Origin of the sequence: Mycobacterium sp. Marseille-P9652, assembly GCF_902652685.1 — a bacterium.
Classification (GTDB): domain Bacteria; phylum Actinomycetota; class Actinomycetes; order Mycobacteriales; family Mycobacteriaceae; genus Mycobacterium.
This window is the reverse complement of sequence record NZ_CACRUY010000038.1, coordinates 13,794-38,935: the sequence shown is the minus strand read 5'-3', so window position 1 is coordinate 38,935 and position 25,142 is coordinate 13,794. Positions and strand designations below refer to the sequence as shown.

General features: G+C 68.4%; 26 protein-coding genes. 11 read left to right on the top strand and 15 right to left on the bottom strand.

The annotated features are described in order from the left end of the window. Positions 1-49: 49 nt before the first annotated feature. Positions 50-1,276, top strand: a complete 1,227-nt coding sequence (locus GPY60_RS18680; RefSeq protein ID WP_156689178.1) for a cytochrome P450 — start codon at positions 50-52, stop codon at positions 1,274-1,276. 85 nt (positions 1,277-1,361) lie between these two features. Here the strand turns inward: GPY60_RS18680 and GPY60_RS18675 are convergent, their stop codons facing one another. Continuing rightward, a complete protein-coding gene (locus GPY60_RS18675) occupies positions 1,362-1,727 on the bottom strand; it encodes a hypothetical protein (protein ID WP_156689177.1) in 366 nt (121 codons plus the stop codon). Between the two features lie 560 nt (positions 1,728-2,287). Between GPY60_RS18675 and GPY60_RS18670 the strand changes: the two genes are divergently transcribed. Continuing rightward, positions 2,288-2,605 carry a hypothetical protein gene (locus tag GPY60_RS18670; RefSeq protein ID WP_156689176.1) on the top strand — a complete coding sequence of 106 codons (318 nt, stop codon included), beginning with the start codon at positions 2,288-2,290 and terminating at the stop codon, positions 2,603-2,605. Positions 2,606-2,608: 3 nt separating this feature from the next. On the opposite strand, the gene GPY60_RS18665 is transcribed toward GPY60_RS18670, so the two are convergent. Further along, positions 2,609-3,688, bottom strand: a complete 1,080-nt coding sequence (locus tag GPY60_RS18665; protein WP_156689175.1) for an ATP-dependent DNA ligase — start codon at positions 3,686-3,688, stop codon at positions 2,609-2,611. Positions 3,689-3,699: 11 nt separating this feature from the next. On the opposite strand from GPY60_RS18665, the gene ligD reads away from it, so the two are divergent. Then, positions 3,700-4,731 (top strand): non-homologous end-joining DNA ligase, encoded by a 1,032-nt coding sequence (gene ligD / locus GPY60_RS18660; protein WP_156689174.1) that lies wholly within the window; start codon positions 3,700-3,702, stop codon positions 4,729-4,731. Here ligD and GPY60_RS18655 read toward each other — a convergent pair. Both GPY60_RS18655 and GPY60_RS18650 read right to left on the bottom strand, forming a co-directional pair. Continuing rightward, on the bottom strand, positions 4,723-5,475 hold the full coding sequence (locus GPY60_RS18655) for a rhomboid-like protein (RefSeq protein ID WP_370462760.1): 753 nt from the start codon (positions 5,473-5,475) through the stop codon (positions 4,723-4,725). The two genes, ligD and GPY60_RS18655, sit on opposite strands and share 9 nt — an antisense overlap. Before the next feature lie 163 nt (positions 5,476-5,638). Beyond that, entirely contained in the window at positions 5,639-6,253 is a 615-nt protein-coding gene (locus GPY60_RS18650) for a cysteine hydrolase family protein (RefSeq protein ID WP_197283737.1), read from the bottom strand. A 102-nt stretch (positions 6,254-6,355) separates the two neighbouring features. Here GPY60_RS18650 and GPY60_RS18645 point away from each other — a divergent pair, with 102 nt between their 5' ends. Further along, positions 6,356-9,667, top strand: a complete 3,312-nt coding sequence (locus GPY60_RS18645; RefSeq protein WP_197283736.1) for a LuxR family transcriptional regulator — start codon at positions 6,356-6,358, stop codon at positions 9,665-9,667. Here the strand turns inward: GPY60_RS18645 and GPY60_RS18640 are convergent. Beyond that, positions 9,664-10,413, bottom strand: coding sequence for an SDR family NAD(P)-dependent oxidoreductase (locus tag GPY60_RS18640; protein WP_156689171.1), 750 nt, complete (start codon positions 10,411-10,413; stop codon positions 9,664-9,666). The two genes, GPY60_RS18645 and GPY60_RS18640, sit on opposite strands and share 4 nt — an antisense overlap. A 16-nt stretch (positions 10,414-10,429) precedes the next feature. Then, positions 10,430-10,954, bottom strand: coding sequence for a PaaI family thioesterase (locus tag GPY60_RS18635; protein WP_156689170.1), 525 nt, complete (start codon positions 10,952-10,954; stop codon positions 10,430-10,432). 91 nt (positions 10,955-11,045) lie between these two features. Here GPY60_RS18635 and GPY60_RS18630 point away from each other — a divergent pair, with 91 nt between their 5' ends. The 3 genes from GPY60_RS18630 to GPY60_RS18620 all read left to right on the top strand — a co-directional run bounded on the left by GPY60_RS18630 (position 11,046) and on the right by GPY60_RS18620 (position 13,744). Then, positions 11,046-11,624 carry a TetR/AcrR family transcriptional regulator gene (locus GPY60_RS18630; RefSeq protein ID WP_156689169.1) on the top strand — a complete coding sequence of 193 codons (579 nt, stop codon included), beginning with the start codon at positions 11,046-11,048 and terminating at the stop codon, positions 11,622-11,624. A 73-nt stretch (positions 11,625-11,697) separates the two neighbouring features. Continuing rightward, on the top strand, positions 11,698-12,531 hold the full coding sequence (locus tag GPY60_RS18625; protein WP_156689168.1) for a mycofactocin-coupled SDR family oxidoreductase: 834 nt from the start codon (positions 11,698-11,700) through the stop codon (positions 12,529-12,531). Between the two features lie 10 nt (positions 12,532-12,541). Then, entirely contained in the window at positions 12,542-13,744 is a 1,203-nt protein-coding gene (locus tag GPY60_RS18620; protein ID WP_156689167.1) for a cytochrome P450, read from the top strand. A 1-nt stretch (position 13,745) separates the two neighbouring features. Here the strand turns inward: GPY60_RS18620 and GPY60_RS18615 are convergent, their stop codons facing one another. Further along, the gene (locus GPY60_RS18615; protein WP_231639717.1) at positions 13,746-14,309 is read right to left on the bottom strand and encodes a TetR/AcrR family transcriptional regulator; all 564 of its coding nucleotides are present in this window, start codon (positions 14,307-14,309) and stop codon (positions 13,746-13,748) included. A gap of 106 nt (positions 14,310-14,415) precedes the next feature. Between GPY60_RS18615 and GPY60_RS18610 the strand changes: the two genes are divergently transcribed. Next, the gene (locus GPY60_RS18610; RefSeq protein WP_156689166.1) at positions 14,416-14,802 is read left to right on the top strand and encodes a PPOX class F420-dependent oxidoreductase; all 387 of its coding nucleotides are present in this window, start codon (positions 14,416-14,418) and stop codon (positions 14,800-14,802) included. On the opposite strand, the gene GPY60_RS18605 is transcribed toward GPY60_RS18610, so the two are convergent. From GPY60_RS18605 to GPY60_RS18585, 5 genes are all read right to left on the bottom strand, one after another. Continuing rightward, positions 14,786-15,949 carry a zinc-binding dehydrogenase gene (locus GPY60_RS18605; RefSeq protein ID WP_156689165.1) on the bottom strand — a complete coding sequence of 388 codons (1,164 nt, stop codon included), beginning with the start codon at positions 15,947-15,949 and terminating at the stop codon, positions 14,786-14,788. The two genes, GPY60_RS18610 and GPY60_RS18605, sit on opposite strands and share 17 nt — an antisense overlap. Before the next feature lie 127 nt (positions 15,950-16,076). Further along, entirely contained in the window at positions 16,077-17,486 is a 1,410-nt protein-coding gene (locus tag GPY60_RS18600) for a wax ester/triacylglycerol synthase family O-acyltransferase (RefSeq protein ID WP_156689164.1), read from the bottom strand. Between the two features lie 126 nt (positions 17,487-17,612). Continuing rightward, positions 17,613-18,596 carry an NAD-dependent epimerase/dehydratase family protein gene (locus GPY60_RS18595; RefSeq protein ID WP_156689163.1) on the bottom strand — a complete coding sequence of 328 codons (984 nt, stop codon included), beginning with the start codon at positions 18,594-18,596 and terminating at the stop codon, positions 17,613-17,615. Between the two features lie 32 nt (positions 18,597-18,628). After that, positions 18,629-19,336 (bottom strand): cutinase family protein, encoded by a 708-nt coding sequence (locus tag GPY60_RS18590; RefSeq protein WP_156689162.1) that lies wholly within the window; start codon positions 19,334-19,336, stop codon positions 18,629-18,631. Between the two features lie 65 nt (positions 19,337-19,401). Next, positions 19,402-19,575: a CsbD family protein gene (locus tag GPY60_RS18585; RefSeq protein WP_156689161.1), complete on the bottom strand. Its 174-nt coding sequence runs from the start codon at positions 19,573-19,575 to the stop codon at positions 19,402-19,404. A 50-nt stretch (positions 19,576-19,625) separates the two neighbouring features. Here GPY60_RS18585 and GPY60_RS18580 point away from each other — a divergent pair, with 50 nt between their 5' ends. Further along, positions 19,626-19,802, top strand: coding sequence for a hypothetical protein (locus GPY60_RS18580; protein WP_156689160.1), 177 nt, complete (start codon positions 19,626-19,628; stop codon positions 19,800-19,802). 95 nt (positions 19,803-19,897) lie between these two features. After that, entirely contained in the window at positions 19,898-21,184 is a 1,287-nt protein-coding gene (locus GPY60_RS18575) for a serine hydrolase domain-containing protein (RefSeq protein ID WP_156689159.1), read from the top strand. Here GPY60_RS18575 and GPY60_RS18570 read toward each other — a convergent pair. From GPY60_RS18570 to GPY60_RS18560, 3 genes are read right to left on the bottom strand one after another with little or no spacing between them, the layout of a single operon-like run. Next, on the bottom strand, positions 21,181-22,239 hold the full coding sequence (locus GPY60_RS18570) for an NAD(P)H-dependent amine dehydrogenase family protein (protein WP_156689158.1): 1,059 nt from the start codon (positions 22,237-22,239) through the stop codon (positions 21,181-21,183). The two genes, GPY60_RS18575 and GPY60_RS18570, sit on opposite strands and share 4 nt — an antisense overlap. A gap of 51 nt (positions 22,240-22,290) precedes the next feature. Further along, on the bottom strand, positions 22,291-23,424 hold the full coding sequence (locus GPY60_RS18565; RefSeq protein WP_156689157.1) for a hypothetical protein: 1,134 nt from the start codon (positions 23,422-23,424) through the stop codon (positions 22,291-22,293). Further along, complete coding sequence (locus tag GPY60_RS18560; protein ID WP_156689156.1) at positions 23,421-24,740, bottom strand: hypothetical protein; 1,320 nt, start codon at positions 24,738-24,740, stop codon at positions 23,421-23,423. The genes GPY60_RS18565 and GPY60_RS18560 overlap by 4 nt, the downstream gene beginning before the upstream one ends. A 44-nt stretch (positions 24,741-24,784) precedes the next feature. Here GPY60_RS18560 and GPY60_RS18555 point away from each other — a divergent pair, with 44 nt between their 5' ends. Next, on the top strand, positions 24,785-25,141 hold the full coding sequence (locus tag GPY60_RS18555) for a hypothetical protein (protein WP_156689155.1): 357 nt from the start codon (positions 24,785-24,787) through the stop codon (positions 25,139-25,141). Position 25,142: the final 1 nt, after the last annotated feature.

Below are 25,142 nucleotides of genomic sequence, written 5' to 3'. Positions count from 1 at the left end.
CGACCTCGGGTTTCCAAGGCGCCGCTCCCGGGACGGGCAGAATGGTCCCATGACGGCGGCGCAGGCCCATTCCAGGGCGATGCTGCTGCGGCTGATGGATCCGGCCAATCGCGCCGACCCCTATCGGCTGGGCGCCGAGTTCCGTGACCACGGACCGGTGCAACTGTCCGACGCCAACCTCGTTGTCTTCTCGAGCTACCGCGACTGCGACGACGTGCTGCGGCACCCGTCGTCGAGCAGCGACAACATGAACTCGACGGTCGCCAGGCGGCAGATCGAGGCCGGCGTGTGGCGGCGCCGGCCGTTCCCGCCCGGGTTCTTGTTCCTCGATCCGCCCGATCACACGCGGCTGCGGAGGCTGGTGAGCAAGGCTTTCGTGCCGAGGGTGGTCAACGCCCTGCAGCCCGGGATCGAGTCGCTGGTGGCCGGGTTGCTCGACCGGATCGCCGACCGGGGCGAGTTCGACGTCGTCGAGGACTTCGCCTACCCGCTACCTGTGGCCGTGATCTGTCGGCTGCTCGGCGTGCCGCTCGACGACGAGCCCCAGTTCAGCCGTGCGTCGGCGGTACTGGCGCAGGCGTTGGACCCGTTCTCGACGGTCGTCGGCGTTCCCCAGGACGTGGTGAACGCTCGGATCGAGGCGGTGACGTGGCTGCGCAACTACTTTCACGGCCTCATCGAGCGGCGCCGGTCCGAACCCGGCGACGATCTCCTGTCGGGGCTGATCGCGGTGGAAGAGTCCGGTGATCAGCTGACCGAGGACGAGATCGTCTCCACCTGCAACCTGCTGCTGATCGCGGGGCACGAGACGACCGTCAACCTGATCGGGAACGCCGTCCTGGCGATGCTCCGCAATCCGCGGCACTGGACGGCGTTGGGCGCAGATCCCGGGCGTGCGCCGCTGATCGTCGAGGAGACGCTGCGTTACGACCCGCCGGTGCAACTCGTCAGCCGGGTCGCCCTCGCCGACGTGACGATCGGCGGCGTCGACGTGCCCGCGGGCGACATCATGATGCTGCTGCTGGCCGTGGCCCAGCGCGACCCCGCCGAGTTCGACCGGCCGGACACCTTCGACCCCGAGCGGAATGCGTTGCGCCACCTAGGCTTTGGGCGTGGCATTCACTACTGCCTGGGCGCGCCGCTGGCGCGGCTGGAGGCGGGGGTCGCCCTGTCGGCCGTCGCCGGGCGCTTCCCGCATGCCCGCCTGGCCGGCGATCCGCAGTATAAGGCGAACGTCACGCTGCGCGGACTGTCGGAGCTGACGGTCGCGGTGTAGCTCGGGTCCGGTTTCCCGGCGAGCGTGCGCGTTTGTACAACGACACGCCGGTATTCGCGCACAACTGCGCACGCTCGGCGCGGGGTCAGCGCTTCCAGGGTGGGCTCTCGCCCATCTTCGTGTAGTACTTGGCCAGGTGGCTCTTCACCCGGGGGACGTCGCTCTCGGGCAGATTGATGCCGCCGCGCGCGCCGTCCATGATCGCCCCCGCCGCCATCACGCCCCGCGGCACGGCCTGAAGGTCGCCGCCGACCACGTCGGCGATGAGCAGCTTGTAGCCCGTGAAGTTGTCCTTCTTGTCGCCGTCGTACCAGACGTGGGCGTCGCGGTACTTCTGGTTCGGCCCGTCCTCGGCGCCGGCCCACTTGCGAACTCGCTTCTCCGCGGCGTCACCGTCCCACTTGCGGTCGCGGTCCGCCAGTGGCAGGTCCTGAAACGATGTGACTGACATGGCGGTCGCGTGCCCGCTATAGGGCGCGGATAAACGCTCGAATCGGTGATCGACAATCGCAAGATTTCCGCAAGCCGCCGGGATTACGTTCACGGACATTGAGGCGAAAGGAATTGCGATGAGCGCCACCCGAAGATTACGCAAAGTCGTTGCCGGCGCGTTGTTGTCCGGCGGCTGCACGGCGGCCCTATTGGGAGTGGCACCGGCTATCGCCCAAGCCGGGCCCGGCTTTACTCCGACGCACGGTTCCCTGGCGGACGACCCGGTGCCGCACGGCGCAAGCGGACCCTATATGTGCTGCCCGGGGGAACAACACAGCGGGCTTCACCCGGACACCGGACGGGGGTGCCCGGGGACCGATGTCAACTGGGACTGGAATCAATGCCATAGCTGGTGGGGCGTCTATTGGGGGCATGGCAACGTTGCCCCCGGTATCTGGGAGGGACCTCCGCCGCCGCCGCCCGAGGCGTTGCAAAAGCCATGGTGCGGTTTCCCGTTCATGTGCTCGGGCACACCGTGAGCCGATTACCGAAATGGGGCCAGGCGGCGAAAGGATTGCCATGAATAAGAACCGACGAATCACGCGCTCCGCGACGACCGCTGTGGTGTTGGGCGGCCTGAGCATGGCGGCTCTTGGGCTGGCACCGGCGATCGCGCATGCCGACGGCCCCTACCACTGGTGCCCGGGAAATCCCAAGCAAATGCCATATGCGCCTAATCAGTACATCGATTGGGATTGGTCGATCTGCCACACCTGGTATCCCGCCAATTACGGCCATGGCAATGTGACGGAGAACGGTCGGCCCACCTCGATCTGGGACGGCGAGAATCCGCCACCGGAAGTCACTAATCGTCCGTGGCCGCCTCCGTTGTGGTGAAACTCAACCCTCCCGCACGGAGCCGAGTCCGGGGACGATGTCCCCGAGGCTGAAGGTGAGCGGCTGGTCGAGTTGCTCGTAGGTGCACGAGCGCGGGTCCCGGTCGGGGCGCCACCGGTTGAACTGGGCCGTGTGACGGAACCGCTGACCCTCCATGTGGTCGTAGCGGACCTCGACCACGCGCTCGGGGCGCAGCGGCACGAAGGACAGGTCCTTGCCGGCGTTCCAGCGCGAGAACTCGTTCTTGCGCGGGGTCCGCTCGCCGGCCTCGTGCGCGGCCCAGTTCCAGGGGTGATCGTCGAAACCGGTGACGAGGGGCTGCAATTCGGCGAAGAGCCGGCGTCGCTCGGCCATCGGGAAGGCGCCGATCACCCCGACGGACGCGAGCTGCCCGTCAGCCTGGTAGAGGCCGAGCAGCAGCGAGCCGATGGCATCTGAGCCCGACTTGTGGACCCGGTAGCCGGCCACCACACAATCGGCGGTCCGCTCGTGCTTGATCTTGTACATGACCCGCTTGTCCGGCTGATACGTCACGGTCAGCGGCTTGGCGACCACACCGTCCAGGCCCGCCCCCTCGAACTCGGAGAACCAGCGCTGCGCCGTCGCCAGATCCGTAGTGGCGGGCGTGACGTGGATCGACGGCCCGGCGCCGGCCAACGCGCCGACAAGGGCGGCGCGGCGCTCGCTGAACGGGCGCCGGGTGAGGTCGTCGTCGCCGAGCGCGAGGACGTCGAAGGCGATGAACGACGCCGGGGTCGCCTCGGAAAGCATGCGCACCCGCGACTCCGCCGGATGGATGCGCTGTTGCAGCGCCTCGAAGTCCAGGCCGTGGTCGGTCGCGATGACGATCTCGCCGTCGATGACGCACCGCGGCGGCAGCTCGGCCCGCACGGCCGCCACCAGTTCGGGGAAGTACCGGGTCATCGGCCGTTCGTTGCGGCTGCCGAGCTCGACGTCGTCGCCGTCGCGGAAGCAGATGGACCGGAATCCGTCCCACTTGGGCTCGTATGACGCGTCCGGCGGAATCGAGGGCACCGACTTCGCCAGCATGGGTGAGACCGGCGGCATCACGGGTAGGTCCATAGGGTGAGGATATGGCTGCTGCAGAGGAGCTGGACGTCGACGGCATCGCGGTGCGTCTGACCAATCCGGACAAGGTGTATTTCCCCAGGCTCGGCCCCAACGGGACCAAGCGGCGGCTTGTCGAGTACTACCTCGCCGTGGCGGGCGGTCCGATGCTGGCGAGCCTGCGGGACCGGCCCACGCACCTGCAGCGCTTCCCGGACGGCATCGACGGCGAGGAGATTTATCAGAAGCGGGTGCCGCAGCACCATCCCGACTACCTGGAGACGTGCCAGGTCACATTCCCGTCCGGCCGCACCGCCGACGCCCTCAAGGTCACCCACCCCGCCGCGATCGTGTGGGCGGCCCAGATGGGCACCATCACGCTGCATCCCTGGCAGGTGCGCTGCCCGGACGCCGACCACCCCGACGAACTGCGCATCGACCTGGACCCACAGCCCGGCACCGGATTCGAGCAGGCGCGGGCCGTCGCCGTCGACGTTCTCCGGCCCCTGCTCGACGAGCTCGGCCTGGTGGGATACCCGAAGACGTCCGGAGGACGCGGCGTTCATGTGTTCCTGCGGATCGCCACCGAGTGGGATTTCGTCGCGGTGCGCCGGGCCGGGATCGCGCTGGCCAGGGAGATCGAGCGCCGCGCGCCCGAGGCGGTGACCACCTCGTGGTGGAAAGAGGAACGGGGCGCGCGGATCTTCATTGACTTCAACCAGAACGCCCGCGACCGGACCATGGCGTCGGCGTATTCCGTGCGGCCGACACCCATCGCGACCGTGTCGGCGCCGCTGACGTGGGACGAGCTGGCCGACGCCGACCCCGACGACTACACGATGGCGACCGTGCCCGATCTGGTGCGGCGCCGCGAGGACCCCTGGGCGGCAATCGATTCCGTCGCGCAGTCCATCGATCCGCTGCTGGCGATGGTCAAGGCCGACGAGGAGCGCGGGCTGGGCGACATGCCGTATCCGCCGAACTACCCGAAGATGCCGGGCGAACCGAAGCGGGTGCAGCCGAGCAAGGACCGGGATCTCAAGGCGAAATCAACCTGACGCCGGGGCCGTCCGATCGCGCCACCGCACCGCGCGGGCCCACGCGTGCGCGCCAAGGGCCGTCGTCACGCCCGCGACGGGCGCCGAGACCCACCACCCGGACAACACCAGGTAGCCGAATGTGCCACCGACCACCAGCAGCAGAACCCGCCAGCGCGTCCAGTGTTCGATTGACGGCAATCGCGACGACAGGCCGATGCCCAACAAAAGCGCCAGGACGTGACCGACGGCGGTGAAGTCCGCGCCCCACGCCGCGACCATCGCGACCCCCAGCCACCAGCCGATCCAGGCCGGCCTCCAGCGCGCGGGGATGGATGCTGTCAGCGCGCCGAGGACACACACGGCCCCGTAGCTGATTCCGACGTCGGTCGCGCGGGCGACCGACACCGGGACCCACCTGTTCTCGACGGCGGCGACGAGCCCCACCGCCACGAGCGCCGTGGCGCCGATGTGGCCGACCGCGAAGGTGACGATCAAACCTGTACTGCGCCAGATGATCTCACCGAGCGCCAGCAGGCAGACCAGCCCCGGAAGCCAGAGGTATACGTCGTCGCCGTCGTTGACGAACGCGCTGCCGATCAACGTGGCCACGCGGCCGTGCGCCAGGTTGTGCAGGTTCGTGCTCATCTGGCTCACCGCGACGGCCCGCGCATGCGGACCCATGGCCGTGAGCGTCGCCGAAACCGCCAGGAGCAACGCCGCGTAGGCGGCGGTGACGCGCAGAGATACCGCGCCCGAGAGCATCCGCACGGCCACCGCCGTCCAGCGGTTCATGCCGTCGCCGCGGACGGCCAGAGCCCGCCGAGGCGAGGGAAGCAGCTCAAAGAGCGTCATGCTCCCAGCGTGCGGGTCTGTTGGTGAGGGAGCCGCGTTGTTAACGAAGCTTTCACACCCCCGAGACAAATCTTCACGGATTGATAGCGGCGAGCACCTCGTCGGCTGACACTATGGCGCTGGCGTAATTGGGGATATTCACCTCGAGGGCGGCGCGCATTTCGGTGTCCGAGTAGTCGGCCGTCGCGTCGCGAACCACCGTCACGTCGTATCCGAGTTCGGCGGCGAATCGAACGGTGGCTTCCAGGCACGTGTGCGCGATGAGCCCCATAATGATCAGGCCCTGTATGCCGTGCCTTTTCAATTGAAGGTCCAGGTCGGTGTTGGCGAAGCCGCTCGAACACCAATGCTCATCGGCGACGATGTCTCCGGATTGCGGCGTGAAATCGCTGTGCAATTCACCGCCCCACGTGCCGTACTCGAATGTTTTTCGTGACCACGCCGCCCTTTGGACCGGCGCAACATATCTCCAGGACTCGTAATCTCCGGGCCGATAGCGGCGGTGCAACGCGTAGAAGACGCGGATATTCGCGCTCCGGGCGGCGTCGAGAATCTGTTTCATGTGCGCCACGCAGTCGTTGGACTCGATCACGCCCTTCAACCGGTCCCACACCTTCCCGCCCGGCGAGATGAAGTCGTTGTAGGGATCGATAACCAGCAGGCCCGTCGTGTCCTTGGTGTAAGTCACGGTGGCTATCTTCCGTCGCGGAGATTTGCATAGCCAGCGGGCGGCGATTTATGCGCGTTTTAGCTGATGTTTCTATTTCGGCCGTGTCGCAGGCTGGCTAGCATGAGCGAGATCGATTCATATGCGGACCTACCGGGGGTGGACTGGAGCGCTTTTGGCGTGAGTGGGCTGTTGCCGACGGGCACGGTGACGTTGCTGTTGGCGGATGTGGAGAACTCCACCGGGTTGTGGGAGTCGCAGCCTGAGCAAATGACCGCGGCGTTTTGCTTGTTGGACGGGGTCCTGTCGGATCTGTTGGTCGCCCACGGCGGGGTGCGGCCGGTGGAGCAGGGTGAGGGCGACAGCTTCGTGGTGGCCTTCGCGCGGGCCACTGACGCGGTGGCGTGCGCGCTCGGATTGCAGCGGGCACCACTCGCTCCGATCAGCTTGCGCATTGGCGTGCACACCGGCGAGGTGCAGCTGCGCGACGAGAGCAACTACATCGGCCCGACGATCAACCGCACGGCGCGGCTGCGCGATCTCGCCCACGGCGGTCAAACGGTGCTCTCGGGCGTGACCGAGTCGCTCGTCGTCGACGCGCTGCCGGCCGACGCGTGGCTGACCGAGCTGGGCATGCACGAATTGCGCGGGGTTCCCCGTCCGGAACGCGTTGTGCAACTGTGTCATCCCGACCTGCGCAGCGAGTTCCCGCCGCTGCGCGCCGCGAAGAGCTCTGAAGCGCACAATCTTCCGGCGCAATTCACCACCTTTGTGGGTCGCGGCCCACAGCTGGACGAAGTGCGAAAGCTGTTGGCGCAGAACCGTCTGGTGACGTTGACCGGGGCCGGCGGGGTAGGCAAGACGCGGTTGGCAACCGAAATCGCGTACCAACTGGTCGGCGAGTATGCCGAGGGTGTCTGGTATGTGGACCTGGCGCCAATCACCAATTCTGCCTCTGTGCCCGTGACGGTGGCCCGCGCACTTGGGCTTCCGGACCAACCAGGCCGCTCGACGATCGAGACACTGCTGCGGTTCGTGCGCGGCGGTCATCTGTTGGCGGTGTTGGACAACTGCGAGCATCTGCTCGACGCGTGTGCGGAGCTGATTGTTACGCTGTTGGGTGCGGCGCCGGGACTGACGGTCCTGGCGACCAGCCGAGAACCGATCGGAGTGGCGGGCGAGGCGACGTGGCGGGTGCCGTCGCTGTCGACGGTCGATGAAGCGATCGAGTTGTTCGCCGACCGGGCGCGGTTGGCCGAGCCCGGCTTCGCCGTGACCGACGACAACATCGCCACCGTCACGGACATCTGCGAGCGTTTGGATGGCATGCCGCTGGCGATCGAACTGGCGGCCGCCCGGGTGCGGGCCTTGTCGCTGGCCGAGATCCTGGGCAGCCTGCATGATCGGTTTCGGCTGCTGACCGGCGGCGCGCGCACGGCGGTGCGCCGACAACAAACCTTGCGCGCCTCGGTGGACTGGTCGCATGCACTTTTAACCGAGCCCGAGCGAGTGTTGTTCCGCAGGCTGGCCGCTTTCCTGGGTGGCTACGATCTCAGGGCCGCTCAAGGGGTGGCGGGCTCCGGCGAGGTGGAGCGATTCCAGGTTCTAGACCTGCTCACGCTGCTGGTGGACAAGTCCCTCGTGGTGGCCGAAAAAATCGGTAGCGCAACGCGCTACCGATTGCTTGAAACGGTGCGCCAGTACGCCCAAGAAAAACTGCTCGAGTCCGGCGAAGCCAACGCAGTGCGCACCCGGCACTGCGACCACTACACCGCTCTGGCAATCCGGCTCGATGCGCCGGCAGACGGCAACTACGAACAGCGTCTCGAGCAGGTCGAGATCGAGATCGACAATCTGCGCGCCGCGTTCGAGTGGCGCCGCGAAAGCTCCGCTATCGAGCTGGCGTTGACCTTGGCATCCGCGCTGCAACCGTTGTGGCTCACACGAAGCCGGCACCGGCAAGGGCTGGCCTGGTTCGACGCCGCCCTTGCCGACGATGACGCACATGGCCGCAAGGTGAGCGCCGCCGTGCGGGCGCGCGCGCTGGCGGACGGGGCGATGCTCGCCGTGCGGATGGGCACGGCCGACAGCGCGGATCGGGCCCAGCAGGCACTGGCGATCGCACGCGAGGTCGAGGGTACTGCCGTGCTGACCCGCGCGCTGATCCCCTGCGGCTACGTCGCCGCCTTCAACAACCCTGAGGTCGCCCGGCAATACTTCGCCGAGGCGATCGAGCTCGCCCGCGCTGCCGGCGATCGCTGGATTCTGAGCCAGGTGCTTCCGTGGCAGGCGGTGGCGGCGATCGCCACGGGTGACCCCATGGCGGTGCGCGCCGCCGCCGAAGAAGGACGCGACCTCGCCGAGGCGATCGGTGACAAGTTTGTATCCCGCGCGTGCCGCTGGTGCTTGGGTGTGGCCCAGATGTTGCGGGGTGAGCTTGCCGGGGCCGCCAAAGAATTCACCGAGCTGGCGGTCGAGGCCAAGGCAGCTCACGACGTCCTCGTTGAGGCGAGTGCGCTGGGGTTGCTGGGCTGCGTACTGGCGTACCAGGGGGACACGGCTGCCCGCGCCGTCGCCGAGGCGGCGATCGAGGCCGCGTCGGAGTGCGGCGACATTCACAAGGGGGTCGCCTGCAGGGCTCTGGCCGATGCCGCGCTGGCCGTCGGGGATGTCACGACGACGCTGGAGGCGATCGCTGCCTGGCCGCACTTGAGTGCACTGGCCCAGACCGTCGGGGTGCGTCATCGGTCTAGAGCGGAGGCTGCGCTGGCCAGTGAGGACCTGCTCACGGCCGGCCAGGCTGCCGATGAAGCTGTCGCTACCGCGACGGGCGGCAATTACCTGTCCCATGCCTTGACCACGCGCGCCCGGGTGCTGATCGCGCAGGGCGAGCTCCAGCGAGCTGAGCGTGACGCCCATGATGCGCTCGCAATCACCGCCAGTGTGCAGGCGTATTTGGGCTTTCCTGACACCCTGGAATGTCTCGGCACAGTAACGGCCCGAACCGGCGCTCACCGCGAAGCGGCGCGGCTGTTCGGGGCGGCAGGCGGGATTCGGGAAAGCATGGGCGCAGTGCGCTTCAAGGTCTACGACGCCGCCTATGAGGCCTCGGTAGCTGCACTGCGAGACGTGATGGGCCAGAACGAGTTTGATGACGCATGGGGTGAGGGCGCCGCCTTGTCCACCGATGAGGCGATCGCCTACGCGCAGCGCGGACGTGGTGAGCGCAGGCGCCCCGCAAGCGGCTGGGCGTCGCTCACCCCGGCCGAGCACGATGTCGTCCGACTGGTCACCGAAGGCCTCGGAAACAACGACATTGCCTCAAGGCTTTTTGTCTCACCGCGCACCGTCCAATCACACCTGACGCACGTCTACACCAAGCTCGGACTCACCTCACGCGTGCAGCTGGCGCAGGAGGCCGCGCGTCACGCCTAACCGCCGAACGGCACGTCATCCGGAGCGGCATGCCTTGCCGCCAGCAACGTCCGTGCGGCATCGCCGATCGGAATACGCAGCGGCAGTCCGGGTTTCTCCGCGGCGTCGACGATCTCGGCGGCAACCTCTTCGGGGGTGATGGCTCCGGCGCGGAGACCACCGCCGCCAAGGATGGCGGCGTACGGGTCGTCGGGCAGCCTGTATGTGGTCACGTCGTCGAGGGCGCCCGAGCTGACTGCGCCGGGTTCCAGCAGCGCGGCCTGGACGCCGAACGGTGAGGCCTCGATGGCCAGCGCTTCGACGAGCGCTTCCATCGCCCACTTGGTCGCCGCGTACGCGGCCGCGGGGGGCAGGACGACCCGTCCGAGGACGCTCGACATGAACAGAAGCTTGCCGTCGCCCCGGGCACGCATCTGCGGCAACACTGCTTGCGCCACGCGCACTGCGCCGAGGGTGTTGAGGTTGAACAGCCGCTGCAGCTCGGACGCGGGGGTTGCCTCGACGGAGGCGTAGAAGATGGCTCCGGCGTTGGCGACGAGGACGTCGACCTCACCGGCGGCGGCGACCGCCGCGGCCACGCTGGCGTCATTGGTGACGTCCAGCGCCAGGCGCTCGTCGGCGTCGAGGTCCGCCAGCGCGCGCGGGTCGCGGGCGGTAGCCACGACGCGATGTCCCCGGCGTGCGAATTCGGCGGTGAGGGCGCGACCGATGCCGCGGCTGGCTCCGGTGATCAGGATGGAAGACATTCGGCAACAAATCCTTTCAGCGAGCGGCGAACACGAGCAGGGTGCTGGTGGCGGTGGCGACGAGATCGCCCGAGGCATCGGTGACCTGTCCCTCGGCGAACCCGATCCGCGAGCCCGCTCGCACGACGGTGCCGACGGCGGTGAGCGGTCCGCTGTCGACGGTGACCGCCTTGAGGTAATTGACTTTGATCTCGACCGACGTGTAGGTCACGCCTTGGGGCAACGTCGTGTGCAGCGCGCAGGCCGTTACGGTGTCGAGCAAGGTGCACACCGCCCCGCCGTGAACCATTCCCAACGGGTTGTACATCGATGCATCGGGCTTGCAGCTGAAGACAATACGGCCGCTGTCGACTTCGACGACATCCATCCGCATCAGCTCGGCGATGGGCGGCTGCGGCAGGCTGCCCCCAGCGACCGCTTGCCAGTATGACAACCCGGACATCGACCCGACGGCGGCATGTGTCCCGATCGGGTCCCGCCAGCTCACCACACGAGACTCGGTCGGTCCCCACGCTGGCTGCGGCTGCTGCGGCTTCGTCATACGAGCTCCCGGTAAACCGATCGGTTTATATGAAACTCTGACGATAGCGACAATCTCGCGCATTGTAAACCGAGCGGTATACAATCGGGCGATGCCGACGCCGATGACGGACCAGCGCGGTGGACGCGGTGCGCGGGAGCGCATCGAGCGATCCGCGGCGCGGTTGTTCTACCGTAACGGGATTCATGCGACCGGTGTCGAGCTCATCGCGCATGAGGCCAATGTTTCGAAACGCACGCTCTATCAACATTTTCCCAGCAAGCAGCACCTGGTTGACAGTTACCTGCGTAACGTGGATGCCCGAGGAAGCTCGCCGGAGAGACGCCTTGACGACACCGGCCTTTCCGCTCGCGAGCGGCTGCTGGCGATCTTCGACATTCCACGATCCGACGTCGTGCGGGGCTGCCCCTTCCACAACGCCGCAGTGGAATCCGCCGGGGCCTTGAAGACTTCCGACGCGATCGTGCGCGCCCACAAGCGCGAGTTCACCCGGCGCCTTGTCACGCTGGCGCGGGAGGCCGGTGCCGGCGATCCGGAGTCGCTCGGAAGGCAGCTGGCCGTGCTGTTCGAGGGTGCCACCGCGATGGCGACATCACTGAACGACACGGCCCCCGCCGTCCACGCCCGCGCGGCCGCGGCCACCCTGATCGACGCCGCCCTGACCTCTTGACGTTCGCAGTGCCGTCCTGTTACACATGGCGTGCACCAATTTGGGCGATCGCCCAAAACGGAACGGAGCGGTGATGGGCCGGATGGACGGCAAGGTCGCGTTCATAACGGGCGCGGCGCGCGGGCAGGGCCGAAGCCACGCGGTCCGGCTCGCGGAGGAGGGCGCCGACATCATCGCCGTCGACATCTGCCGCCCATTCGACGCCTCGCCGGCGCCGGGTGCGACGGCGGAGGATCTCGATATCACCGCGGGCATGGTCAAAGACGCCGGTGCCCGCGTGGTGACCGCACAGGTCGACGTGCGTGACTTCGACGCGATGAAGACGGCCGTGGACAACGGTGTGGAACAACTGGGCCGCCTGGACGTCATCGTGGCCAACGCCGGCATCGGCACCACCGCAGGAAAACTGCACAAGGCCGACGAGGCGCGGTGGCAGGAGATGATCGACGTCAACCTGAGTGGCGTGTGGAAGACCGTGAAGGCCGGGGTGCCGCATATCCTTCGCGGCGATGGCGGCGGATCGGTGGTCCTGACGTCTTCGGTGGCCGGGTTCAAGGCGTACCCGTACGTCGGTCATTACGTCGCGGCCAAACACGGAGTCATCGGCCTGATGCGTGCGTTCGCCGTCGAATTGGGCCAGCGCATGATAAGGGTCAACGCCGTGCTCCCCACCCACGTGAACACCCCTTCGCTGATCAACGAGGCCACCTACCGCGCCTTTCGTCCCGAGTTGCAGAACCCGGGGCCTGACGACCTTGCGCCGGTGTGCCAGAGCTTTCACGTTCTGCCCATCCCGTGGGTGACCCCCGAAGACATCAGCAACGCCGTGCTGTTCCTGGCCTCCGACGAGTCGCGCTACATCACCGGCGTAGCGCTTCGGGTGGACGCCGGCAGCGGCTTGAAGTGAGGAACCGCCGATGAGCGTCGCACACGACACGGACGTCTACTACGACCCCTATGACGTCGGCATCATCGCCGACCCTTATCCCGTCTACGCGCGCCTGCGCGAAGAGGCGCCGATCTATTACAACGAGAAGTACGACTTCTGGGCGCTGTCAAGGCATTCGGACGTAGAGAAGGCCCTGGGAAGCTGGGAGACCTTCTCCAACCGGCGCAGCGACATCCTCGAGCTGATCAAGTCGAAGTTCGACATGCCCGGCGGCGTGATGATGTTCCAGGACCCGCCCGAGCACACGAGGCTGCGGGGCCTGATGTCGCGGGTGTTCACGCCGCGCAGGATGGCGGAGCTCGAGGATCAGATCCGGCAGTACTGCGTCCGCTGCCTGGATCCGCTGGTCGGGTCGGGCGGGTTCGACATCATCGCCGAGCTGGCGTCGATGATGCCGATGCGCGTCATCGGCATGCTGCTGGGAATCCCCGAGTCCGAACAGGTTTCGGTGCGCGACGCCAACGACGCCAACCTGCGCACCAAACCCGGCGCCCCGCTGAAGGTCTCCGACGCCGACTCCATCGCGGACGGACGGATCTATGCCGACTACGTCGAATGGCGGTCGAAGAACCCGTCCGACGACCTGATGACGACCTTGCTCAACGTCGAGTTCGACGACGAGCACGGCGTCCGTCGGAAGCTGACCCGCAAGGAGGTGCTGCACTACACGCAGGTGGTCGCCGGTGCGGGCAACGAAACCACCGGTCGGCTGATCGGCTGGCTGGCCAAGGTGCTGGCCGAGCACCCGGACCAGCGCCGCGAGGTGTACGAGGATCGATCACTGCTGAACCGGGCCGTCGACGAGACCCTGCGGTTCGAACCGACCGGGCCCCATGTCGCGCGTTGGATGGCAAGGGATTTCGAGTGCTACGGCACGACCGTTCCGGCGGGCAGCGCGATGCTCCTGCTGTTCGGAGCCGCCAACCGTGACCACCGCCGCTACGCCGATCCCGATACCTTCGACATTCACCGCGACAACATCTCGCACATCACCTTCGGCAAGGGCGTGCACTATTGCCTCGGGGCGAACCTCGCCCGCTTGGAGGGCCGCGTGGCGCTCGACGAGCTCCTGAACCGCTGGCCCGAGTGGGGAATCGACTACGAGACAGCGAAGTTGGCTCCGACCTCGACGGTCAGGGGTTGGGAGCGCCTGCGGGTGGTGCTGCCCTGAGTCAGGCCGGCTTCTCGAAACGGTCGATGAGTCGGCTGACCAGCGCGACGGCTTCGTCGTGTCCACGGGTGGCACCGAGGGACTGTTCCATGATGAGCGTCTGACCGACGGCGGCAACGACGACCGCGAGGCCGGCGGGTGGGAAATCCGCCACATCCAAAGCATTCTCGTGAATCACCTTGGTGAGCGCGGCGATATGCATGCTCCGCCAGCGATCCGACCACGCCGCGATCTCGGCCCGAATATCCTTGCGGTGATTAGCAAGTCCCATGAACTCCTGCAGCAGCCGGGCATCCTTCGGCTCGATGAGGGTGCTCCACAAAGCGTGCAGGGGATGATCCGATGCCAGCGCCTCATTCTGGCGTTCGAGGTAGGCCGCGGCGCCCCGGCGAAAAACCTCCAGGTACAGCTCGTCCATTGTGGGGAAGTAGTAGTGCACCAGCGCCGGTTTGACGCCCGCCTTGGCCGCCACCCGGCGCGACGTCGCCGCCGCATAGCCCTCGTCGACCATGACCTGCACCGTGGCGTCGATCAGCATGTCGCGAGTGGTGGAGTCCCTGGCCATCACCGGACCCTAATTTGGGCGGTCGCCCGTAATCAACAACGCCGTTGATTAGAAGATTGACCTTCGGGGAACTGATCACCCGAACGGTTCAGAAAGTGAAGGAACAATGGCTGCCAGCTTCACCGATGTCATTCAGTCCAAGTATCTGCTCCTGACGACGTTCACCAAGGACGGCCGGCCGAAGCCGACGGCGATCTGGGGCGTGCCCGAGGGTGACAAGCTCCTGGTCATCACTGACGACGGCTCGTGGAAGGTGAAGCGGATCAACAACACGCCGCGAGTCACGATCGCGCGCAGTGGGTCGCTGGGCAAACCGAAGAGCGAGCCGGTCGAAGGCGTCGCGCGGGTGCTGCCGAAGTCGGAGACCCGCCGCGTCTACAACGCCGTGCTGAAGCGGTACTGGTACCACGCCTGGTGGTTCTACGCGCACTCAATCGTGCGTGGCGGCATCGACAAGGTGCATGTGGGGCTGGAGATCAAGCCGGCCGGCTAGCGTCGCTCCTGGGATCGATCAGGATCTTCGCGTGTGCCTCGGGATCGCCGAGCGCGTCGAATGCGGCCGCGACACCCGGCAACCCGACCGTTCCCGTGATCAGCGGGGCCACGTTGACCTTGCCGTCGGCGAGCATGTGCAGCGTGTCCCGGAATTCCAGTGGCGTGTAGCCGAGGACGAAGCGCAGGTCAATTTCCTTATTGATGGCCATGGCCGGCCGGATGTGGTCGGAGCCCATGCACACGCCGACCACGACGACGCGCGAGAACAGGGGCGCGGCGGCGATGATGCCGTCGATGATGCCCGGGACGCCGACGCATTCGAAGACGACGGGATGCTTCGGCGTCGCCGCGCCGGCCGCTTCGGCGGCGCGCCACACGTGCCACCACGGCAGCCGCAGCCGTTGCACCTTCTCGATCGTGCCGACCGCAAGGTCGAACGCCTCGAGGATGCCTCGCAGGTGTTTCCGGCCGGCCTCGGTCGCGTAGGGCGAATCCTGGGCTGGGTCGACGACGATATCGGCGCCGCACGCCGTCGCCAACGCGCGCCGGCCCGGCGAGAAGTCGCTGGCGACGACGGTGCGCACGCCGTGCGCCTTGAGCATGCAGATCACCGCGAGACCGATTGGGCCGCAACCGATGACGATGGCGACATCGCCCTTCTTCACCTCGCCGCGCCGGACGGCGTGCCAGCCGACGGCCATCGGCTCGGTGAGCGCGGCGATCTCGGGGGACAACCCGTTCGGGACGGGGAGCGTCAGCGACTGCTCGACCAGTAGCCGTTCGGCGTAGGCCCCCGGCGCCATGGTCGACAGCCCGATCCCGTGCACCTCCTTGCCGCGGCGCAGCAGCGGCAGCGCCACGACCGTCGTTCCGGGCCGGGGAGCCTTGCGGGTGCCCGGCCCGTAGTCGAGCACCTCACCGCAGAACTCGTGACCGAACACCACCTGTTGGTCCGATCGCATGAACGCGTCGTAGCCGGACTCGGCCATCACGTCGGCGAGCTCGTCGCAGTGGTGGCGCGCATGCAGATCGGACCCGCAGATCCCGCACCTGAGGACCTCGATCAGCAACTGGCCCTTGGCGGGTGTCGGGGTCGGCAGGTCCACGACCTCGAGCTTGGCGTTGGTGCAGGTGACACTCTTCACTGGTCGATCCTCCGTTGCTTGACTATGGCTCGCGCCCGGTCGGAGCCTGCCGGGTCCACCTCGCCTTCACCGCACCCGCCGGGAGAGCGAACACAGACGCAGGATGGCACAACCCGAGCCCGCTGCGCTAAGACGCCGTCGCGGCGCGCTTTCGCGACGCCGACGAGATACCGGCCGCCTCCCTGAGCTCGTCGTAGGCCCGCCGGGTGTGGGCGGCGAGTCGTGACAGGTCGTCGAACGCGGCCGCGTTGCCGACGAATCCGAAGTTCATGCTGTCGTGGTAGGAGGCCAGAGTGGCGTTGAGCCCGATCGAGGCCGCGAGGGCCGACACCGGGTAGAGACCCAGCAAGCGCGCGCCGTTGAGGTACCGCGGTTCCTTGGCCCCCGCGACGTTGGACACGACCAGGTTGCAGGCCGGGTGCGTGATGCGATCCAGGTGCGTCGCGGTGCCCATGCCCGCGAGCGCCACGAGCCCGGCCGCGTAGGTCATCGCGGCGCTACTGGACATGTGGGCGAGTTCCTTCTTGCAGGCGGCGACCGACTCGACCACTTGGCGCAGCCGCTCCGCCGCGTCGACGTCGGGCTCCCCGAGTCGTGCGAAGATCGCGGACACCCGGGTGCCGATGGTCTCGTCGCCGGCGCTGCGCAGCGACACCGGGCACATGGCGATGAACGGGTGCCCGTAGGCGCGCCCGTTCTCGCGCAGGTAGGCGTGCAAGCCGGCATCGACGACCGTGACGGCCACGTCGTTCAGCGTCGCGCCGAAGTGCCGGCCGACGGCCTGCATCTCGGCGAGGGGCAGGGACAGCGTCGCGAATCGACGCCCGATGGTGAGCGGCGCGTTCGTCGGGGCGTGCTGCGCCGCGAACGGGAGGCTGCCCTCGAGGTGGGACCCCAGTGCGCCGGCGAGAACCTTGCGCACGGCGCTCACCGAGACCTGGTTGAGCGTGCCGGCGCCGCTGATGGCGCCACGAATCGCGTCGGCGATCTTCTCGGCCAGATGCGACCGCGGGTGCGGCGCGGGCGCGGGCGCGTCGAGCGCGAAGGCGGGGGTGGGGATGGTGGGCGCGTCCGATGTGCTGAGGCCGGCGTAGATGCGCTTGAGGCCCGATTCGCCGTCGATGATCGAGTGGTGGGTTTTGGTGTAGATGGCGAACATCCGGTTCGGCACGCCGTCGATGACCCAGCAGCGAAACAGGGGCCGGTCCCGGTCCAGTTGGGGCTCATGAAGTTCGGCCACGAGCCGGAGCAGGTCGTCGTAGGACGCATGGGCGGGCAGCGCCAGGTGCCCGACGTGGTAATGCGGATCCCAGTTCGTCACCTCGCGGAAGTGGGGCGCGCCCTTGACCAGAAGCTCCGGGACGTAGTTGAACGGCGGCGTGGGAGAACAGGCCCGGTAGGCCTCCACGATCTCGCGGACGACGGGCCTGCGACCTGCCGGCTTCTTGAACAGCATCATCGCCCCGACATGCGTGGTGCCGGCCGGTGACTCGATCAAGAGCCACGAAAGATCCAGTGGCGGAATGGTTTTCGTCATCACGAGGCTCCTGTCCGAGGTTTCGGCGGCACGACAATCCGAACCTTGCGGTGATGGTCGCCCCGCGGAGCGCGGCAGGCGAGGGCCTTACGGCCCCGGCCGTGCAGTCTTAGGTCCTCGGGGCGTTCAGCCGGCGGCGCGCAGGGCCTCGAAGGTGTCGGTCAGGGTCTCCAGCGGGTCCCGGTAGCTGATGCCGAGTTCGCGTTCGCTGGGCGAATCGTCCGACGCGGGCATCTGCGTGTAGTACTGCATGCCCGCCCAGGTGATCGGCGTGTCGAAAGGCAGGAAGCGCCCCGCCCGGTCCATCACCGCCCCGGCGACGCGCAGGGCGGTGTCAGGGATCGGGACCGAGACCATCGGCGTCCCGGCGACCTGGCCGAGCAGGTTCGCCAGCTCGGCGGCCGGCACCCGATGGCCGCCCGCCATGTAGCGGCGCGGGCCGCGGCCCGGCTCGAGCAGCGCCGCGTGCAGCGCGGCCAGGTCGCGCACGTCGACGATCAACCACGCCGCGCTGCGGCCCGGGATCGCGTGCATCTGCACGGCCGCCTTGACACCCTCGCCGGCCTCGCCGAACTGGTCGCCGACGGGCGGGCCGATGACCATTCCCGGGTAGGTGATGTCCACCGGCGCACCCGCATCCTGCAGCCCGCGCGCGTAGATCTCCACCTGCGCCTTGGACGTTCCGTATCCGTCCGCGCCGCCGACGACCGGCAGGTCCGCCGTCAGCGTCTCCAGGCCCGGGTGGAACAGCGCGCTGAAGCTCGACACGTGAACGATGGGGTCCAGCCCAAGTTCGACGGACTGCCCGAGCACGTTCTGGGCGCCTTGCATGTTGGTCGCGAGCATCTCGGCCGTCTGTCGCGGGTCCGTCGCGACCAGCGCGGCGCTGTGCACGACGGCGTCGCACCCGGTGAGCGCCTCCCGCACCGAGACGCGATCGGTGATGTCCCCGACGGCGAAGTCGGACACGTCGACGCCTAGCTGGGCGACGGACGTCTTGAGCTTGTCGGGAGTGCGAACCAGGAACCGGACGTCGTGCCCGGCGTCGGCGACGGCCTTGGCGGTCCAGCCGCCCACAAACCCGGTCCCCCCCGTGATCAGAACGCGCATGCTGCGATTCTGCCCTGGCGGGTCCCCACCGATTACAGGTGGCTGGCGGCGAAGTTTGCGGCCTGGCCGGTCATGCCGTTGATGCCGTACGACACGTGTGCCGCGGGATCGTTGCCACCTCCGCAGATCCCGTCGCCCGGGGCGCACAGCTCCAGCGTCTTCGGCTGGTACGGAGCGCCGATGGCGATGGTCGGCGCGCCGTACTTCTGCAGGAACTGGTCCGAGGGCGTGCCGAAGAGCGTGACGGCGGCGACGTGATTTGCGACGTCGGGCGGCAACGGCTTGGGCACCGCAGCGGCGGGGACGCCGGGCGGCACCGATTGAGAGGTGACGAACCCCGCGACCGCCGCGCCCTGCGAATACCCGCCGAGCACCTCCCGGGTCTTGGGGCAGTTCGCCGCCATGGACTCGATGTGACCGCTGGCGTCACGGATCCCGTCGATCACCCCCTCCGGAAAACTGGGGCTCGAAAAGTCCGTGCTCGCAGGGTAATTCACCGGGTAGACGCCCAGGGACCTCGAACCGAGCTGGGGGCGCAGCGCGTCGACGAACGATCCGCCGATGCCGCCGACGCCGGGCGGTTCGCCCGAACCACGGGCGAACACCACCTCAACGTCGGGGCAGGGATCGGCGGACGCCGAGGGGGCGTGCGTGCTGGATACGACGGAAAACGCGACGGCCGCCGCCACCCCGAAGGATGCCGACAGCCGCCGCGCACGCTGTTCTGTGAAAACGTTCATCCCCCGGTGGATTACCAGAAGACGGCGTCCTCAATCGTTGTTACCCAATCTCGCGGGTGGCCCGCCTATTTCTTGAAGGCGTCCTTCACCTTCTCGCCCGCGTCCTTCAGGCTGGACTTCGACTGGTCGGCGCGGCCCTCGTTCTTGGTGTCGTGGTCGCCCGTGGCCTTGCCCACGGCCTCCTTGGCCTTTCCGCCGACATCCTGAATCTTGTTCTTGATCTTGTCTTCTGTGCTCATTCGTCCCGTCTACCCGGCGAAGGGTCCGGTCGAAACCCGCGATGCCTGTCATGATGGAAACCATGAGCGCCGCGATCGTGGTGGCAGTGGTCGGCCTGCTGGTGCTGCTCGGCATCGGCATGGTCACCAATCAACTGCTTCGCCTGAGGCGGTACCTCCGGGAGGCGCCGCCCGGCCCGCTCCCCGGCGACAAGCCCCGCGACCCCCCAGGTCCGCTCCCCTCCTGAGGGCGTTTCCCGCCCGTCAAAACTGGCGCCTGTTCAGGTCTGTTGCCTGGTGATAGCTTCGTGGACGTGATGGCCGACGAGGGGGTCGGGATCCGGTGACGGCGACGGCTCCGCTGGTAACCGACGACGGCTTGCCGCGGGGTGTCTCCGGCGCGGCGGACCCCCATTTCGCCAACGTCGTCAAGCTGTTCTCCCGGCTGTTCTTCGGCCGCCGGTTCGGTGGCGGGGCCCTGTGCGTGTTCATCGACGGCGTGCCCGTCGTCGATGTCTGGACGGGCTGGTCGGATCGGGCCGGCACGCAACCCTGGACCGCGGACACGGGCGCCATGGTGTTCTCGGCGACCAAAGGCGTCGCGTCCACCGTCATTCACCGGTTGGCCGACCGGGGCCTGCTGTCCTACGACGAGCCCGTCGCCGAATACTGGCCCGAGTTCGCGGCCAACGGCAAACAGGACATCACCGTGCGCGACGTCCTGCGGCACCGCTCCGGCCTGTCGCACCTGCGCGGCGTCACCAAGGCGGAGCTGATGGACCACGTCGCGATGGAGGAGCGCATGGCCGCCGCGCGCGTCGACCACCTGCGCGGGGTCCAGGCCTATCACGCCCTGACCTATGGGTGGCTCCTCTCGGGCCTCGCCAGGGCCGTGACCGGCAAGGGCATGCGCGAGCTCATCCGCGAGGAGGTCGCCCGCCCACTCGACACCGACGGCCTGCATCTCGGCCGGCCACCCGAGGACGCGCCCACCAAGCCGGCGCAGATCCTGATCCCGCAAGGGAGGCTGCGCGCACCGGTCTTCAACTTCATCGCGCCCAAGGTGGCCGGGCTGCCCTTCTCGGGCGCGCTGGGCGCGATGTACTTTCCCGGCGTCGTCTCGCTGCTCAAGGGCGACACGCCGTTCCTGGACGGCGAGGTGCCGGCGGCCAACGGCGTGGTGACCGGCCGCGGCCTGGCCAAGATGTACGCGGCGCTGGCCAACGACGGCCGCATCGACGGCCGGACGTTCCTGTCCGCGGAGTTGACGCGGGGCCTGACGGGTCAGGCGCGGCGCAAGTGGCCCGACGCGAACATGGTGGTGCCCATGCCTTTTCACCTGGGCTATCACGAGACGCCCGTGCCCGGTCTGCTCAGCGGGTTCGGCCACGTCGGGCTGGGCGGAACGCTGGGCTGGGCCGATCCCGAATCGGGCAGCGCCTTCGGCTTCGTCCACAACCGGCTGCTGACGCCGTTGCTGTTCGACATGGGATCGTTTGCGGGACTGGCAGGTCCGCTGCGCAACGCCATCGCCGCGGCCCGGCATCGGGGCCCCGTGGAGGTCCCGCGCCTCGGCGCGCCGTACGCCAAACCCGCCCGGCGGCGGGCGGCGGTGTCGGGCCGGCGCTAGCCGGTCGGCACGTGCCCGCGGGGCAGCGTCAGCGGCAGGTCGGTGTACGTAGCGATGCCCGGCGGCGCGGCCACGACGGCCGGGATCGCGTTGATGGTGGGCATGGCCGTCATGATGTGCCCGAGCGCCATGAAGTCGGCGATGGTCTCGGCCTGGAAGTACGGCGGCGGCAGGAAGCCGACCTTCGTCGTCACCGTGGGCTGCCCGTCGATCTGGATCACCCAGCCGTCCTGCTCGATCTGCCAATCCGGCTCGAGCGTCTGGCCCTTGCGCCACCGCACGTTGAGGTCGATCACCGTCCTGCCGCCGATGACCCCCTGCCAGCTGATGTACACGCCGGCCACGCATCCCGCCGGGATGGTCCACGACGCCATCTCGAGATCGGCTGTCGTCTGGGCGAATTCGGCCACGCAGCGGACCTCGTCGAGGTCGACGCCCAACGCGTCGCCGACGAGCCGGACGGCCTCGCCGAAGATGGCGGTGCCCTTCGCCGCCATCGCCGGCAGGTCGGGGTGGTCGATGGGCTGGCCGAAGCCCACCGGCTTCTCGGTGTCCGGCGAGTCGTAGAAGGTGGTGTCGGCGGCCTCGAAGACGGTGACCTTGTCGACCCGGTTGCACACCATGGCCGACACGATGGCGAGCAGTTCGGCGAAGCCGGGGCTGACGCCCGAACCGAAGATCGTCGACCCGCCCTGCCGGCACGCCTCGAGGATGCGGTCGCGTCCGTCGCCGAGGTTCTCCCCGGTGATGAACGAGGCCGTCGTCACGACGTTGACGCCCGCCGACAGGATCCGGACGAGCTCGTCGACGTCGATCCACATCGGGTTGTAGACGACACAGTCCGGCTTCAGCGCGAGCAGCGCGTCGACGTCATTGGTGGCCGCCACGCCCAGCGGCGCGATGCCGACCAGCTCCCCTGCGTCGCGGCCGGCCTTCTCCGGTGACCAGGCGTAGCAGCCCACCAGTTCCAGCGCCGGATGGCCGGCGATGGACTGCAGCGAGCTCTTGCCGACGTTTCCGGTGTTCCATTGCACGACTCGATACTTGTTGGGCACTCGCACAGCATAGAGAATGGCGCTCTCATCTGCGAGAGTGAAATTTTCGGATCAGTAGGACGACTCCGACGCCAGGATCTCGGCGAGGAACGCGTCGTCGGCCGGCCGGTCGATCCGCGCGCGTGCCCACCGGCGGACCCGCTCGCGCAGGGCGGGCGTCTCCTCCGCCGCGTCGGCGCCGACGAGCACCGAGGTCGCCGACCAATCGTGGCCCCAGGCGGCCGCCTCCGTGGCCGGCCGGTTCCGGGAGTCGACCAGTGGCAGGACGGCGCGACCGTCGGCGTCCAGCGCGCCCGCGCCGGTGATATCGCCCGACCGCAGGCGCACCGCGATGCCGGTGGGCCGCCCCGGTCCCACGGTCGCCGCCCGCACGACCGCGATCGCGGCCCCGTCCTCCGCCTCGATCGTCCACTCGACCGTGTCCTCGGCCGCGTCGAACACCTGGGCCGGAACCGCGCTCCAGGTGATGGACGCGAGGCCGCGGGCTATCGCGGCGCCGGGTGGGCCACCGTCGCGCCCGGCGGCCAGCGCGTAGTCGTCGCGGCGCCCGCCCGCCGGTTCCGCGAGGGGAACCGGATCGTCCAGGGCGGACAACAGGTCCGCCCACTCGGGGCCTTCGACGCCGACCTCGTCGGCCAATTCCGCTGCCGCGCGGATCAATTCGATCACCCGGGGGTCGCCGTCACGCACGTGTGCCAGCAACGCGGCGCCGTGCGGGGCGAGCAGTTCGGTCACGTCCGAATCGAGCGTGTCGTCGGAGAAGTAGCCCTGCGCGCGCGCGGTGAGCAACGCGATCTCGGCGTCGAGCAGCGCGTGGTCGAGAAGCGGGATCGCATCGCGGCCGCTGGCGGGCCACCACCGCCGCAACCAGTGCCCGACGGCGAGCCTGCGCAGAGGTGCGACGGCCGACGGCGAGATGTCGACGCCGGCGATGTCCAGGCCGCCGGGTTCGTCGACCCCGGCCACGGCGGAGGCGATGGCGACGTGCCCGGCGTCGCCGACGACACGCCAAAGCCAGTCCGCCCGGACCACATCGGTGAACGTGATCCCGACGGGCGCGTTGTCCGGTCGCTCGTCGACGACCCAGGACAGGACGGCGCCACTGACCTCCAGAACCGCGACCAGCGGCGTCGCGCCGGGTGACGCCCCCGTGCTCCACAGACCGGAATCGGCGACCAATCTCATCCGGCCACCTGCAGTTCGAGCATCGCCTTGATGCGCTGCCGGTGGTCGAGGCTCACCGACCGCGCTACCCCCTCGAGCAGCGACCGCACGTCGTCGACGTCGTCACAGGGTTCCTGCCACACGTCGCGCCCATGCAGGCGCGCCCACAGCCGGCTGAGGTACGGCTGGGCGTACGCGGCGAGGTCCTCGACCACCTGCCGCTGCCGGGGATGGATCGGGCCGCCCTCGGCGAGGTAGCGCCGGGCGTGCAGCACGTACGCCTCCTTGCGCAGGCGCGCCTGAATCTGCGCGCCCAACGCGTAACGGCTGCATACGGATTGGTCCAGCGGCGCGAGATCGACCGCGACCTCGATGCCTGCGACCAGCGTGGCCTGCTTGTCCTCGCTCAGCAGACCCCACGGCGCGCACGCGCGGTCGACCTCTTCTTCGCACAGCAGCGGGATGTCGGGCAGCGCGTCGCGATCCAGCGCGCGCCGCAGCGTCCCCCGCACCCGGTCCACGACGGTGCGGTCCAGGGGCCGGTCGCTGTCGGAGCCGCCGGCGATGCACGGCTGTCGTTGCGGGGCAGCCGAACTCAGCCCGAGCTCGACGATCGACCACGGCAGCGCGTCCGATTCGGTGTGGGCCAGCGCGCCGAGGTTGTAGGGGGTGGCGTCGGCGATCATGGCCGACCACACCCGCTGCCGGGCCGTCGTGGCACTGTGGCCGTGCGCCGGCCCCAGCACCGTGGCGAGCTCGGCCAGGAACGGGCCGGTCACCGTCTCGCCCGGTTGCACGTCGCGCCAACTGCGGTCGAGCTGTTCGACCAGCGTGGCGACAACGCCTGGGTCGGCCACGTATTCGTGCAACACCTCGATCGCGGTGCGGTCGCGGCCCTGGTGGATGTCGGCGAGCACGGCGGCGGCCGTCTGGTGGTCGTGCGGCCCGGGCGGCCCCTTGGTGACCGCCAGCTCGAAGCACACCGGGAAGTACAGCTCCTGGGCGTTCCCCGTGCGAATCCGCTGCCTGCGGCGCTCCAGCTTGAGAGCCTCGAACCATGCTGCGGCCGAACGTAACTCGCTGCCGCTCCCGACGATCAGGTCGTGCATCGCCGTGGCCGTATCCGGCGTGACGACCGGGGCGGAGTACTGGGGATTCGAGCGCAGCCGGAGCACCAACGGGTCGATGATGCGCTTGACGGTGCGGGTCAACGGGCCGCCGTCGTCGCTGCTGAGCACCTCCACGCCGGGGCCGATCGCCCGCCACGCCCGGTCGATGACCGACCGGCGGGGATGCCCCCCCGCGATGGCAGTCGCCACCGGCGAATCCGCGCTCATCTGGACAGGATAGGGGGATCGCCGAGAATCCGGCAGCCGAAAAGTTGGGTTCGGTAGCCGGCCGGCGTCGCGATTCTGGTCGCATGAATTCGCTGACCAGGCTCGCAGAACGCGCCCGCCGCTTCGTGTCCGCCCGGCGTCGGGCATCGCACGGCCGCACCGTCGGGGTCGGCACCGTCCGCGCGACCGCCGCCGACGAGCGACAGGTCTTCGTCGAGGTGGTGGCCGTGTCGGGGGAGACGTTCATCGGCAAACTGGCCCGCTGCGGCGACGGGCCGGACCTGTCGATGCTGCGCCCGGGACTCGTCGTGCTGGTGGCGTTCGATCCCGCTGCGCGAGAACAACTCTCGTTGCCCGACGACGTGCTGGCCGTGCACGCCTCCTGGCCGGTCGCGGTTTGAG